Raw genomic sequence first — 12,209 nt, 5'->3', positions numbered from 1 at the left:
ATAAACTGCTGCGGCAGGCCTTTGCCGTGGCCACAACCAACCGGCCTTATTCGGCCGAATACGCTTGACTTCAGGCACAGTTCATTGCGAGGAGCAACGCGACGAAGCAATCCCGTCGAGGTTGCCGCGGCACTAGCGTGCCTCGCAACGACGGGTTGAATCAACTTTCGGCCCGGGGTCGGGCCTCCACGGAGTGGTTGCGGTTGGTAATAGCCGGTTTCTGCGGGAGCGAACCATAATCCGTGAACCCTTCGACGCATGCACAACAGATTGCGAAGCAATTATCCGGAATCTTCGCTTGGTATGACCTGGAGATTCCGGCTCTCCCTTGCGGTCGGCCGGAATGACGGAAAGACCAATGCCGCGATTTAGCAAAACCACGTCATTCCGGAAGCCCCGCAGGGGCTATCCGGAATCTTACCGCCTATCCGTCAGATGAAACCAATCGGCCGTTCTGGAAGTCGTCAATCGCCTGGCGCAGCTCGGCTTCGGTGTTGAGCACGAAGGGACCCGCACGGACGATGGGCTCACCGATCGGGCGCGCGGCCAGCAACAGCACACCGGCGCCCTCTTCACCTGCAACCAGCTGCCAGTCCTGGCTCGCATCGATGACCAGCAGCGCGCCATGTGGATAACGCGCCGGCGGTGTCACCAGTTCGCCGGAATAGACATACACCAGCAGCGTATGCCCCGGCGCAACGCTCCAGCTGAAACCGCGATCAGCGGGCAGTCGCACATCAAACAGCTGCAGGTCGATATCCGAACGCTGTAACGGTCCTTCCCGGCCGTCATCAGTGTATCCCGCTATCACCCGCACACGGGCACCGGCTGGCGTTTCGAATTCCGGGATGGTATCAGCCGGCAGGTCGTAATGTGCCGGCGCCCCGAACTTGTCGGCGGCGGGAAGATTGACCCAGATCTGGAATCCCCACAGCAGGCCTTCTGACTGTTCCGGAATTTCCGAGTGAATGATGCCGCGACCGGCGCGCATCCACTGCACACCGCCACTGCCAACCAGGCCTTCGTTGCCCATGCTGTCCTTGTGGCGGATATTGCCCTGTAGCATGTAGGTTATCGTTTCAAAGCCGCGATGCGGATGGCTGGGAAAACCGGCCAGGTAGTCGTCCGGATTGTCGGAATGCAGTTCATCCAGCAACAGGAATGGATCGATCTCGCGCACGAGGTGACTGCCGATGGCGCGACGAATCGACACGCCGGCGCCGTCCTGGGTGGGAATACCGCGATAAACCTGCTGGATATTCATGTTTCGATAAACCTCGACTAATGGCTGAATCACTGGCCGCCGATGCGGGTCTCAGGTATGAGCATGGCATGATTTCAGCGGATCGAACATCATGCCTGACAATACAGCCTGCTAACCCCGCTCACGGCATCATGGAGCATAGGAACAATGTCATTTTCAAAACATAACAATCTTTTAAAATCAATAAATTATAACATATTCGTTATAATCGTCCTGATACTAGCGAGCAACACGGCAATGGCGCTCGAGACCCATATCGACGTGCGTGTACTCAGCCAGGGCGCCAAGTTCATCGGCACCAGCATGGGCGGTGTCGAAATCACCCTGCACGATGCCGACACCGGTGAACTGCTGGCCCTCGGCAAGACCACGGGCGGCACCGGCGATACCGATCGCATCATGAAGCAGCATCATCCACGCGCGGGCGTCGTCGCCACGTACGCGGCCGCGCGCTACCGCGCCACACTCGACCTGAACGAACCGCGTCAAATCCGGGTCACGGCCCGCGGCCCTCTCGCCCAGCGGCAGGCCATGAATACCGTCTCCGCGACCCGCTGGGTCGTACCCGGCAAGCATGTCACCGGCGGTAACGGCTGGCTGCTTGAAATGCCCGGCTTTGTCGTCGACATACTCGACCCGCCGGCGCACAAGAGCCTGCGCGGCACGCCTGTCGAGGTGCCTGTCGCGGCCAACGTAACGATGATGTGCGGTTGTCCCGTCACGCCCGGCGGCCTGTGGGATGCCGATCAGTACGAGGTGACGGCATTAATCCGGCGCAACGGCGAGACCAGCGGCGAACAGGTGCTCGATTATGCTGGCACCAGCAGCCAGTTCGCTGGCACACTGCGCCTGAAACAGCCGGGCAGCTATGAAATCACTGTCTATGCCTACGACCCGGCAACCGGCAACACCGGTATCGACAAAACCACATTCAACGTCAGCCCGGACCAGAACTAGCCACCGATGAATGCCGAACAACTGGCGGCCGAATTCCCGCTCGACCCGGATCTTGTCTATCTCAATCACGCCGCCGTCGCACCCTGGCCAACGCGTACCGCGACGGCCGTGCAGGCATTTGCCCAGGAGAACTGCCAGCGCGGCGCTGCCGGCTACAAGCAATGGCTGACCCGGGATGCTGAACTGCGCCAGCAACTCGGCGACCTCATTAATGCGCCGTCGGTCGATGACATCGCGCTGGTCAAGAACACATCAGAGGCACTGTCAATGGTTGCCGGCGGACTCGACTGGCGTTACGGCGAAAACGTGGTCAGCAGCAACGAGGAATTCCCTTCCAATCGCATCGTCTGGGAGGCGCAGAAACGCTTTGGCGTCGAGTTCCGCGAAGTCGACCTGCAGACAGTCACTGATCCAGAGCAGGCGCTGATGGATGCCTGCGACGGGCGTACCCGGGTACTGACCGTCAGTTCAGTACAGTACGGCAGCGGTCTGAAACTCGAACTGGCCCGGCTCGGGCGCTTCTGTCGCGAGCATGGCATCCTCTTCTGTGTCGATGCAATCCAGAGTCTTGGCGCCCAAAGCCTGGATGTACAGGCCATTCAGGCGGACTTCGTCATGGCGGACGCGCACAAGTGGTTACTGGGGCCGGAAGGCATTGCCGCGTTCTACTGCGCGGCCGAGCACCGTTACCAACTCAAGCTGCACGAATTCGGCTGGCACATGGTCCAGCACATGGGTGACTATAGCCGGCGCGAATGGCGTCCGGCCGCGAGCGCGCGGCGCTTCGAGTGCGGCAGTCCGAACATGCTCGGCATTTACGCTTTCAGTGCCAGTCTGTCGTTGTTACAGGATGTCGGCATGGCGAATGTTGAACAGCAGGTTCTGGACAATGCCGCCTACACCATGGCGCAGTTACGCTCGGTGCCAGGCGCTAAGCTGATCACGCCGGCGAACCGGGAAAGACATGCCGGCATCGTCACCTTCCGCATCCCTGATCGGGATGCCGGTGATCTGCATGCACGGCTTATGGCAAACAATGTAATCTGCGCACCCCGCGGCGGCGGCATTCGCCTGTCGCCGCATTTCTACACGCCGCGGGAAAAAATTGACAAGGCCGTCACCTTGATAAGGGAACTGTGTTGATAGAGTATGTGGCTGACCATAACAACAACAGCAACAGGAGATGAGACATGACCGTACACTTCGAACTCGTACCGCTGGTAGCACTGATCGCCGGCATACTGATCCTCGTTCAGCCGCGGCTGCTGAACTACATCATCGCGCTGTATCTCATCCTGGTCGGGGTGGTCGGCCTATTTAATCTTTAGGCTGGCTGGTTACTGCTTTCGCGGCGGATTCGCCGCTCTTACCTGGTGACTGAAAAGCATGATTCAGCGTCATTGTTTGTCAAGGTGCCGGGGATTGGCAGTTACCGAGCCTCTGTTAAGAGCCGAATTTATTCGGTGAAACATGCGCTGAAGGGTTTACGGATTACAATGCGCTCCCACGAAAACAAGCATTGCCAATCACTAATAACCCGTCAACCATGCAGGCCCGACCACGGGCCGAAAGTTGATTCAACCCGTCGTTGCGAGGCACGCTAGTGCCGCGGCAACCTCGGCGAGATTGCTTCGTCGCGTTGCTCCTCGCAATGACTGTTTGAAGTTCGCGGCGCCCTCGCCGCTCCTGCCAATTAACCAATCACCAATAACCAGATACCGGCCGGGCATGTCGGAACAGATCAAAGAAGTTGCGGCTGGTCTGTTCGGCCAGTTGTGTGTAGTCCTCGCCGCGCAGTTCGGCGAGAAATTCTGCCGTATGCCGCACGTAGGCCGGCTGGTTGGGTTTGCCACGATATGGTACCGGCGCAAGGTACGGCGCATCAGTTTCCACCAGTAACCGTTCCAGCGGCACCTCGCGGGCGGCGGCCTGCACCTGCCGGGCATTCTTGAAGGTGACGATACCGGAATAGGAAATGTAGAAATTCATTGCCATGGCGGCTTCGGCAGTGGCCTGGTCCTCGACGAAACAGTGCATGACACCACCCACCTCGGCGGCATCCTCCTCCCGCAGTATCCGGATCGTGTCCGCCGGCGCGTTGCGACTGTGGATAATGAGCGGCTTGGCTGCCTGTTTTGCGGCACGTATATGAGTGCGGAAACGCTCGCGCTGCCACTCGAGTTCGCCTTCACTGCGGAAATAGTCCAGCCCGGTTTCACCAACCGCGACCACGTCCGGGTCGGCGGCCAGTTCGATCAGCTGTTCCACCGTCGGCTCGCTTGTGGTTTCGTGATTCGGGTGCAGGCCGACCGAGGCAAAGACCTCGGGATAACGCTGCGCCAATGCCAGCACGCCCGGATATGTTTCCAGATCGACGGCCACGCAAAGCAGGTGACCGACATCATTGGCATGCGCTTCGGCCAACACCGCGTCGGCCTCGGCGTCATCCATCAGCGGAATATGGCAGTGGGAATCGACTAACATGCGTGTGCGTTCCTCGTTACTGGTACCTCGTCCCTCGAGTGACGAGGCACGAGCGACGAGGGACGTAAATTACATTGTATGTGTGGCGCGATCGGACTTCAGGGCGCCGGCGAGCTGGTTTTCGATCTTGTTGCGGGTGGCGCCCTTGTCGAGTTCGCTGAACTGCACGCCGACGCCGGGGGTCTTGTTGCCCTGGGCACCGCGCGGTGTTATCCAGACGACGCGGCCGGCAACCGGAATCTTTTCCTTGCTGTCCATCAGCGTCAGCAACATGAACACCTCGTCGCCCAGCTTGTAGGTTTTCGAAGTGGGAATAAACAGACCGCCGTTTTTAACGAACGGCATGTAGGCGGCATACAGGGCACTCTTGTCGCGTATGGTCAGGGACAGAATGCCCTGCCTGGGATCACGTCCACCGGGTACACTCATGGCTGTTGCGTCTCCACCGTGCCCTGCCAGTGGAGAATGAAGTCCTCCAGCAGTACGGCACTATTGGGATTGGTCGGTCCCGTTAAAAGCCGATAATTCTTAATGACTAAATCGTGGTAATTGATAACTTGCCTCAAGGACAGCCCGGCCGTCAAGTTGGCAATGCGTTGAGACTGGTCGCGATTGATCGCAGCACTGGCATCGAGCACCCGGCAACGCACCAGGTCACGGGTGAGCCGGTACAGCCAGCGGTAGACGCTCAGCGCGCCGGCCTTGTTCCAGCGTTCGGCCACGGCCACGACATCGCTGCGCTTGGCGCGCAGATCGGCCAGATCGACGATGAGTTGATCGCGCAGCGGCAGACCGTCTTCGCCGGTCAGATCGCGGGCCGCCAGCGGTGCCTGACCGGAGATGGCCAGAAGCAGGCCGCTGTCGGCCTGTTTGCCGCCGGTCTCCTGCTGCAGCCACCGTTCCGCCTGTTCATCCATCACCGGCGTCAGATCGACTACCTGGCAGCGGCTGCGAATGGTAATCGGCAACAGTGCCGGCTGGGCGCTGACCAGGATCAGCTGCGACTGGGCTGGCGGTTCCTCGAGCGTCTTCAGCAGCATGTTGGCGGCGTGCCGGTTCAGCGCCTCGGCCTCAAGGATGACGGCCACCTTGCGCGCACCGTACTGCGCCGTCAGGCTGACGAATTCGATCAATTCGCGCACGGCGTCGACCTTGATCGCCTTGCCCGCCTCTTCCGGTTGCTGAATCATGAGATCGGGGTGCGAACCCGCCGCCAGCAATGCCGTGGAACGCTCACTGCCGGCCGCGTCCAGCAGGCTGGCAGCAAACTGGCGGGCGAAGGTTTCCGCGCCGGCACCGGCCGGTGCGGTCAATAATAGACCGTGCGCCAGGCGCCCGGACGCCACGCGCTGCTGCAGACGTTCCCAGGCTGTGCGGTGCCATGGATAAATGTCGTAAACCGTCATGCGTACTCGTGCTCCAGCACGGCGCGTATATTGCGGCGTACGGTCATTTCATCATCACTGGCATCGATGACCACGACGCGTTCGGGTTCACCCCGTGCGATATCGAGATAGGCCTCGCGCACGGCCTGGAAAAACGCCAGCGTTTCCGCCTCGAAGCGATCCGCCGAACTGCGGCGGCCGGCGCGTTCCAGACCGAGTTCCACCGGCGCGTCCAGCAACAGTGTCAGATCCGGACGCAGGTCCTCCTGCACCCACTGCTCGAGCTGGGCAATCTGTTCCACGGCCATGCCACGGCCGGCGCCCTGGTAGGCGTAGCTGGCATCGGTGAAACGGTCGCAAACCACGACCTGGCCGGCAGCCAGGGCCGGTCGGATCATCTCGATCAAGTGCTGGGCGCGGGCGGCGAATATCAGCAGCAGCTCGGTTTCGGCACTGATCGCGACATCATTGTGACGCAGCAGGATTTGCCGGATCGCCTCACCGGCACGGCTGCCGCCGGGCTCGCGGGTGGTCAGGACCTCGCGGCCCTGCTTCCGGAACCAGTCGGCGACATGCTTGATCTGGGTCGACTTGCCGACGCCCTCGACCCCTTCGAGCGTGATGAACAGTCCCGTCGGCTGCATTATTCCTTTTCCAGGTCGATGTCGCGACCGAGCTGATACTTGGCGACGGCGCGATTGTGTTCGCGCAGCGTATCGGAAAAATAATGGCTGCCGTCGCCGCGCGAGACAAAGTACAGCGCACTGCCAGCGGCCGGATGCAGCGCGGCATGGATCGACTCGCGCCCCGGCAGGGCTATCGGCGTCGGCGGCAGGCCGTCGCTGACATACGTATTGTACGGCGAATCAATCTGCAGATCCTTGCGCCGGATATTGCCGTCGTACTGCTGGCCCATGGCGTAGATTACCGTCGGATCGGTCTGCAGCCGCATACCCTTTTGCAAACGCCGGACGAACACGCCGGCGATCTCGTCGCGCTCGGCCGGCACCGCCGTTTCCTTTTCGATAATGGATGCCATGATCAGTGCCTCATAGGCATTATCGTAAGGCAGGTCCGCGCCGCGCTTTTGCCACTCCTGTGCCAACGTCTCGGCCATGCGGCGATAGGCGCGGCGCAGGAAATCGGCATCGGTCGTGCCGCTGGGGAAATGATAGGTGTCCGGGTAGAACCGGCCCTCAGGGTGATCGTCATCAAGCTGCAGGGCCTGCATCAGACCGGCCGGGTCATCGATGAGCTCCGGCGCCAGCGTGTTCTCGATGCGCTCGTGGCGTCTGAGCGCGCGCAGCAGATCACGGTAGTTCCAGCCTTCGACCACCGTCAATGTATGCTGGACAACCCTGCCGGCGACGATCTGATCGAGCAGTTCCTGCGGCGTCGTGCCAGGCGTTACCGCGTATTCGCCCGCCTTGATACGGCCGCCGTCACCCGTGTAGCGAGCGTGCAGCAGCAGGTAGTATGGCTGTGCCAGCCAACCACGGGCCACCAGCTCCTGGCTCAGGCCGCGCAGGCTGGTGCCGCTTTTGATCTCGAGGGTCGTCGTTTCTGCCACCGGCATGGGTGCATGCAACTGTCGTTGCATATCCTGCCATAACCAGACCGCCGCCAGCATTGCCAGCAGCAGGCAGAACACCGCTATACGGAGTAACCAGCGTTTCATAAATGTTCAGTCGGGACTGATCCAGTCCTGGCGAACCAGGTAATCCCGGAGGCGCCGGGTCAGCGCGCCCGGCGCGAAGGTCTTGTCGCCCACCGCGCGTACCGGCCAGATACCGATCAGGCTGTTACATAAAAACAGCTCCTCGGCCGCCTCGATATCATGCAGATCCAGGGTCGCTATCATGGCATCGATATCAAGATCGTGCGCAGCCGCGAGTACCCGACCACGGATGATGCCGGCGATCCCGGCGTTAACGACGTCGGGCGTTTCCAGAATGCCATGGCGGACCACGAACAGGTTGCTCATGGTGCCCTCGATAACATTGCCGTCGCCATCAAGCATCAGGCCCTCGGCGACGTCCGGTTCGCTCCATTCGCCGCGGGCCAGCACCTGCTCGAGCCGGTTCAGGTGCTTGATACCAGCGAGCAGCGGGTTACTGGCAAGCCGATTGGTGCACAGGCGCACGCGCACACCTTCGGTGTGGTATTGCTGCGGGTATTCCGGCCAGGGGTGCAGGCTGATGATACGGTTCGGTATCGCTGCCGGTGCTGGCGCGTAACCGCGACCGGCCGATCCCCGGGTCAGTGTCAGCTTGAGCACGGCACGCCCGGCATCGCTGGCGACCTGCTGGGCTTCGTCATGCAACTGCTGCGTATCCGGAAGCAACAGGCTGAGGCGTCGACAGCCCTCCTCCAGCCGTGCCATGTGCTCCGGCCAGCAGAGCAGGCGGCCGTCAACTACAGCGATGGTTTCAAACAGGCCGTCGCCGTATTGCAGACCGCGATCGGTAATGGCGATCGAGTCCGCAGGCTGGCCATTGATCAATGCAGGCAGGTTCACGCGCGCAGTTTAACCCGTGTAATGAAGCCGGAAAACACGAACATCATACAGTCTCCGGCCAGATTGAAGTCACGGCGACAGGCCGTTACCGAACGAGGCTAGGGTCGTTTGAAAATCAACGTACCGTTAGTGCCGCCAAAACCGAACGAGTTCGACAATGCCACCTCAAGCGGCATCTCACGTGCGGTATGCGGCACGTAATCCAGGTCACAGGCCGGATCCGGATTATCCAGGTTGATCGTCGGCGGTGCCACCTGGTCACGCAATGACAGCACGCTGAAGATCGCTTCGACACCACCGGCCGCACCAAGCAAATGACCAACCATCGACTTGGTCGAGCTGATCGCGACCTTGCGGGCGTGGTCGCCAAGCACCCGCTTGATGGCCTGGGTTTCGGCGATATCACCGGCTGGCGTCGAGGTGCCGTGGGCGTTGATGTAGTTCACCTGGTCGACATTGATGGCAGCATTACGCAGGGCGTTTTCCATGCAGCGCGCGGCACCGCTGCCATCCTCGGAGGGGGCGGTCATGTGATAGGCGTCACCGCTCATGCCATAGCCAATCAGTTCGGCATAGATCGTCGCACCACGTGCCTTGGCATGTTCATACTCTTCCAGCACCATCACACCGGCACCGTCGCCGAGCACAAAGCCGTCGCGATCGACATCCCAGGGCCGACTGGCCCGTTCCGGCGCGTCGTTGCGGGTCGACAGGGCTTTCGCCGAGGCAAATCCGGCCACGCCAGTGGGCGAGGTTGCCATCTCGGCACCACCGGCCACCATGACGTCGGCATCGCCATACTCGATGATGCGGCCGGCTTCACCAATGCTGTGGGTACCGGTGGTACAGGCGGTCACCAGGGCGATGTTGGGCCCTTGCAGGCCGTAACGAATCGACAGATGCCCGGAGATCATGTTGATGATGTTGCTGGGCACATAGAACGGCGAGACCTTGCGCGGGCCGCCTTCGAGATACGCCTGGGTGCCCTTCTCGATGCCCGGTAAACCGCCGATGCCCGAACCGATCGCAACGCCGATGCGTGGCGCATTTTCCTCGGTGACTTCAAGGCCGGAGTCAGCCAATGCCTGGATCCCCGCGACCATACCGTAATGGATGAAGGGGTCCATCTTGCGGGCATCCTTCGGCGATAGGTAATCGCCCAGGTTCAAATCCTTGACCGGGGCGGAAAAGGTCACCGAAAAACCCGTGGTATCAAAATGACTGATCGGCGCGGCACCGCTCTTGCCGGCCAGAATATTATCCCAGCTCTCGGCCACGGTATTGCCAACGGGCGATACCATGCCCAGGCCGGTGACTACGACACGTCTCTTCGTCACAGTGATTTACCCTTCCACCGACTCACGGCGGATCAACAAAAGCCACCTAAGAAAAAGGCCGCGCGGGGAGCCTCGGACGCGGCCTTGGAAGAAAACAGCAAGGTAGACTTATTCAGAACTGGCATTAACGTAGTTAACCGCCTGCTGAACGGTCGTGATCTTTTCAGCCTCTTCGTCGGGTATTTCGGTCTTGAATTCTTCTTCGAGCGCCATGACCAATTCGACCGTATCGAGCGAATCGGCACCGAGGTCATCGACAAACGAAGCCTCCATGGTCACCTCATCTTCCTTGACGCCCAGTTGCTCGACGACGATTTTCTTGACGCGTTCTTCTACACTACTCATGGTTTATCTATCCTCCCGGGACGGTGCACAGACCGAAGTGCGGTGTACAGTTTAAGGAAAAGGAATTAACTTGCAAGCTGGATAATATTTACTTGTCAAATTAATTAGTTATATAAAATGCTTAAAGTTGATTCTACGTTCGGTTCAGGCCATGTACAGGCCGCCGTTGACGTTCAGTGTTTCACCGGTGATGTAGCTTGCGGCGGGCCCGGCCAGAAACGCCACCGCCCCGGCAATCTCCTCGACCTGGCCGAGGCGCCCGAGCGCGGTCTGGCCCAGCAACGCTTCGCGCTGCTCGTCGCCGAGACCGTCGGTCATATCCGTCTGGATGAAGCCCGGCGCCACGGCATTGACCGTGATGCCGCGTGGCCCGACTTCTCGCGCCAGTGACTTGGTGAAGCCGATCATGCCGGCCTTGGCGGCGGCGTAGTTGCTCTGACCGGCATTACCGGACAGGCCCACCACCGAGGCGATATTGATGATGCGGCCGGCGCGCGCTTTCATCATGCCGCGGATCACGAGCTTGCTGAGGCGATAGACGGAATTCAGGTTGGTTTCGATAACCGACAGCCATTCCTCGTCGCCCATGCGCATGAGCAGGTTGTCACGCGTGATACCGGCGTTGTTCACGAGAATGGTCGGCGTATGGCCGTCGGCCTGCAGTTGCCCGGCCAGCTGGTTGACCGACTCGGCCTGGCCGACATCAAGGACATAACCGCGACCGTCGATAGCGTGCTCGCGCAGCGTCGCATTGATGGCCTCGACCCCGGCTTCGGCCGTGGCCGTACCCAGCACCGTGGCGCCCTGCCGGCCCAGTTCCAGCGCGATCGCCTGGCCGATGCCGCGACTGGCACCGGTCACCAGGGCTGTCTGTCCGCTGAGAGATTCCATGTTGTTGACTCCGTTCCCTGTTTTGTTCTTATGTCGCCGGATTCAGCACGGCCTCAAAGCTGGCCGCATCATGTATCGCCTGGATCGGCAGGCTGCGATCGATGCGCTTGCCGAGGCCAGCCAGCACCTTGCCGGGCCCGCATTCAACCACACCTTGGACACCCTTGTCTTTTAGGATCTGAATCGTCTCGACCCAGCGCACCGGCCGATAGAGCTGTTCCACCAGTGCCGTGCGAATGGCCGCCGGATCACTGTGCATACTGACGTCGGCATTGTGTACCACCGGGATCGCCGGCGACTGGATGTCCACGGACGCCAGCGCCGCGTCCAGCTGCTCGGCGGCCGGGCGCATCAGCTCACAATGCGACGGCACGCTTACCGGCAGTGCCACGGCACGCTTGGCGCCGGCGTCCCTGGCGGCCTCGATGGCGCGTTCCACCGCAGCATGATCGCCGGCGATCACGACCTGGCCGGGCGCGTTGAAGTTGGCGGGCGCGACATGACCGTTTCCGGCAGCCTGTTCGCAAACCGCCGCGACCTGCGCGTCATCAAGACCGAGAATCGCCGCCATGGCGCCGCCGCCGGCCGGGACGGCCGACTGCATGAATTCGCCGCGCTGCTCCACCAGCTTCACCGCGCTGGCAAACGTCAGCGCCCCGGCCGCCGCCAGCGCCGTGTATTCGCCCAAACTGTGACCGGCGAGGTAATCCGGACGTGCACCGTCGCGAGCCTGCCACAGACGCCAGACGGCGATACCGGCGGTCAGCATGGCCGGCTGCGTCCGGCGGGTATCATTGAGTTCGTCTTCCGGCCCATTCTGAACCAGCTGCCAGAGGTCGTAACCGAGTACTTCAGAAGCCTCGGCAAACGTCTTGTGAATGATCGTATTGACCGGCTGCAGATCGGCCAGCATGCCCACTGACTGCGATCCCTGACCGGGAAAAACAAATGCAAGTGCCACCGTTTTACTCCCGAATCGAAAATCTCTGGTCCGCGAATGCACGCGAATGAACGCAAATAGTCGCGCC

14 protein-coding genes are annotated in these 12,209 nt (G+C 60.9%); 3 read left to right on the top strand and 11 right to left on the bottom strand.

From position 1 onward, the window contains the following. Nucleotides 1–424: 424 nt before the first annotated feature. Nucleotides 425–1,264, bottom strand: coding sequence for a pirin family protein (locus J2T55_RS03205; RefSeq protein ID WP_259054195.1), 840 nt, complete (start codon nt 1,262–1,264; stop codon nt 425–427). A gap of 237 nt (nt 1,265–1,501) precedes the next feature. Here J2T55_RS03205 and J2T55_RS03200 point away from each other — a divergent pair, with 237 nt between their 5' ends. From J2T55_RS03200 to J2T55_RS03190, 3 genes are read left to right on the top strand one after another with little or no spacing between them, the layout of a single operon-like run. Further along, nucleotides 1,502–2,221 (top strand): hypothetical protein, encoded by a 720-nt coding sequence (locus J2T55_RS03200; protein ID WP_259054194.1) that lies wholly within the window; start codon nt 1,502–1,504, stop codon nt 2,219–2,221. Between the two features lie 6 nt (nt 2,222–2,227). Continuing rightward, nucleotides 2,228–3,364: an aminotransferase class V-fold PLP-dependent enzyme gene (locus J2T55_RS03195; RefSeq protein ID WP_259054193.1), complete on the top strand. Its 1,137-nt coding sequence runs from the start codon at nt 2,228–2,230 to the stop codon at nt 3,362–3,364. Nucleotides 3,365–3,411: 47 nt separating this feature from the next. Then, nucleotides 3,412–3,549: a DUF3096 domain-containing protein gene (locus J2T55_RS03190; RefSeq protein ID WP_259054192.1), complete on the top strand. Its 138-nt coding sequence runs from the start codon at nt 3,412–3,414 to the stop codon at nt 3,547–3,549. A gap of 373 nt (nt 3,550–3,922) precedes the next feature. On the opposite strand, the gene J2T55_RS03185 is transcribed toward J2T55_RS03190, so the two are convergent. The 10 genes from J2T55_RS03185 to fabD all read right to left on the bottom strand — a co-directional run bounded on the left by J2T55_RS03185 (nt 3,923) and on the right by fabD (nt 12,142). Further along, nucleotides 3,923–4,705, bottom strand: a complete 783-nt coding sequence (locus tag J2T55_RS03185; RefSeq protein WP_259054191.1) for a TatD family hydrolase — start codon at nt 4,703–4,705, stop codon at nt 3,923–3,925. Nucleotides 4,706–4,774: 69 nt separating this feature from the next. Continuing rightward, a complete protein-coding gene (locus J2T55_RS03180; protein WP_259054189.1) occupies nt 4,775–5,134 on the bottom strand; it encodes a PilZ domain-containing protein in 360 nt (119 codons plus the stop codon). Continuing rightward, complete coding sequence (locus J2T55_RS03175; protein ID WP_259054188.1) at nt 5,131–6,111, bottom strand: DNA polymerase III subunit delta' C-terminal domain-containing protein; 981 nt, start codon at nt 6,109–6,111, stop codon at nt 5,131–5,133. The genes J2T55_RS03180 and J2T55_RS03175 overlap by 4 nt, the downstream gene beginning before the upstream one ends. After that, on the bottom strand, nt 6,108–6,734 hold the full coding sequence (gene tmk / locus J2T55_RS03170; RefSeq protein ID WP_259054187.1) for a dTMP kinase: 627 nt from the start codon (nt 6,732–6,734) through the stop codon (nt 6,108–6,110). The genes J2T55_RS03175 and tmk overlap by 4 nt, the downstream gene beginning before the upstream one ends. Further along, nucleotides 6,734–7,768 carry an endolytic transglycosylase MltG gene (gene mltG / locus J2T55_RS03165; RefSeq protein ID WP_259054186.1) on the bottom strand — a complete coding sequence of 345 codons (1,035 nt, stop codon included), beginning with the start codon at nt 7,766–7,768 and terminating at the stop codon, nt 6,734–6,736. Before mltG ends, tmk begins: the two co-directional genes overlap by 1 nt. 6 nt (nt 7,769–7,774) lie before the next feature. After that, nucleotides 7,775–8,608, bottom strand: coding sequence for an aminodeoxychorismate lyase (gene pabC / locus J2T55_RS03160; protein WP_310521966.1), 834 nt, complete (start codon nt 8,606–8,608; stop codon nt 7,775–7,777). A 98-nt stretch (nt 8,609–8,706) separates the two neighbouring features. Further along, a complete protein-coding gene (gene fabF, locus J2T55_RS03155) occupies nt 8,707–9,945 on the bottom strand; it encodes a beta-ketoacyl-ACP synthase II (protein ID WP_259054185.1) in 1,239 nt (412 codons plus the stop codon). 108 nt (nt 9,946–10,053) lie between these two features. Beyond that, the gene (gene acpP, locus J2T55_RS03150) at nt 10,054–10,290 is read right to left on the bottom strand and encodes an acyl carrier protein (protein ID WP_259054184.1); all 237 of its coding nucleotides are present in this window, start codon (nt 10,288–10,290) and stop codon (nt 10,054–10,056) included. 144 nt (nt 10,291–10,434) lie between these two features. Further along, nucleotides 10,435–11,181: a 3-oxoacyl-ACP reductase FabG gene (gene fabG / locus J2T55_RS03145; RefSeq protein WP_259054183.1), complete on the bottom strand. Its 747-nt coding sequence runs from the start codon at nt 11,179–11,181 to the stop codon at nt 10,435–10,437. A gap of 28 nt (nt 11,182–11,209) precedes the next feature. Continuing rightward, nucleotides 11,210–12,142, bottom strand: a complete 933-nt coding sequence (fabD, locus tag J2T55_RS03140; RefSeq protein ID WP_259054182.1) for an ACP S-malonyltransferase — start codon at nt 12,140–12,142, stop codon at nt 11,210–11,212. Nucleotides 12,143–12,209 lie beyond the last annotated feature (67 nt).

Origin of the sequence: Methylohalomonas lacus (assembly GCF_024808875.1) — a bacterium.
Classification (GTDB): Bacteria; Pseudomonadota; Gammaproteobacteria; order Methylohalomonadales; family Methylohalomonadaceae; genus Methylohalomonas; species Methylohalomonas lacus.
This window is presented reverse-complemented; position numbering and strand designations above follow the sequence as displayed.

What these genes read in the sequence shown, in the direction of transcription:
- tmk (WP_259054187.1), bottom strand. Translation starts at nt 6,734, where the DNA reads ATGCAGCCGACGGGACTGTTCATCACGCTCGAAGGGGTCGAGGGCGTC.
- J2T55_RS03190 (WP_259054192.1), top strand. Translation starts at nt 3,412, where the DNA reads ATGACCGTACACTTCGAACTCGTACCGCTGGTAGCACTGATCGCCGGC.
- fabG (WP_259054183.1), bottom strand. Translation starts at nt 11,181, where the DNA reads ATGGAATCTCTCAGCGGACAGACAGCCCTGGTGACCGGTGCCAGTCGC.
- J2T55_RS03205 (WP_259054195.1), bottom strand. Translation starts at nt 1,264, where the DNA reads ATGAATATCCAGCAGGTTTATCGCGGTATTCCCACCCAGGACGGCGCC.
- J2T55_RS03200 (WP_259054194.1), top strand. Translation starts at nt 1,502, where the DNA reads ATGGCGCTCGAGACCCATATCGACGTGCGTGTACTCAGCCAGGGCGCC.
- J2T55_RS03195 (WP_259054193.1), top strand. Translation starts at nt 2,228, where the DNA reads ATGAATGCCGAACAACTGGCGGCCGAATTCCCGCTCGACCCGGATCTT.
- J2T55_RS03185 (WP_259054191.1), bottom strand. Translation starts at nt 4,705, where the DNA reads ATGTTAGTCGATTCCCACTGCCATATTCCGCTGATGGATGACGCCGAG.
- J2T55_RS03180 (WP_259054189.1), bottom strand. Translation starts at nt 5,134, where the DNA reads ATGAGTGTACCCGGTGGACGTGATCCCAGGCAGGGCATTCTGTCCCTG.
- J2T55_RS03175 (WP_259054188.1), bottom strand. Translation starts at nt 6,111, where the DNA reads ATGACGGTTTACGACATTTATCCATGGCACCGCACAGCCTGGGAACGT.
- acpP (WP_259054184.1), bottom strand. Translation starts at nt 10,290, where the DNA reads ATGAGTAGTGTAGAAGAACGCGTCAAGAAAATCGTCGTCGAGCAACTG.
- mltG (WP_259054186.1), bottom strand. Translation starts at nt 7,768, where the DNA reads ATGAAACGCTGGTTACTCCGTATAGCGGTGTTCTGCCTGCTGCTGGCA.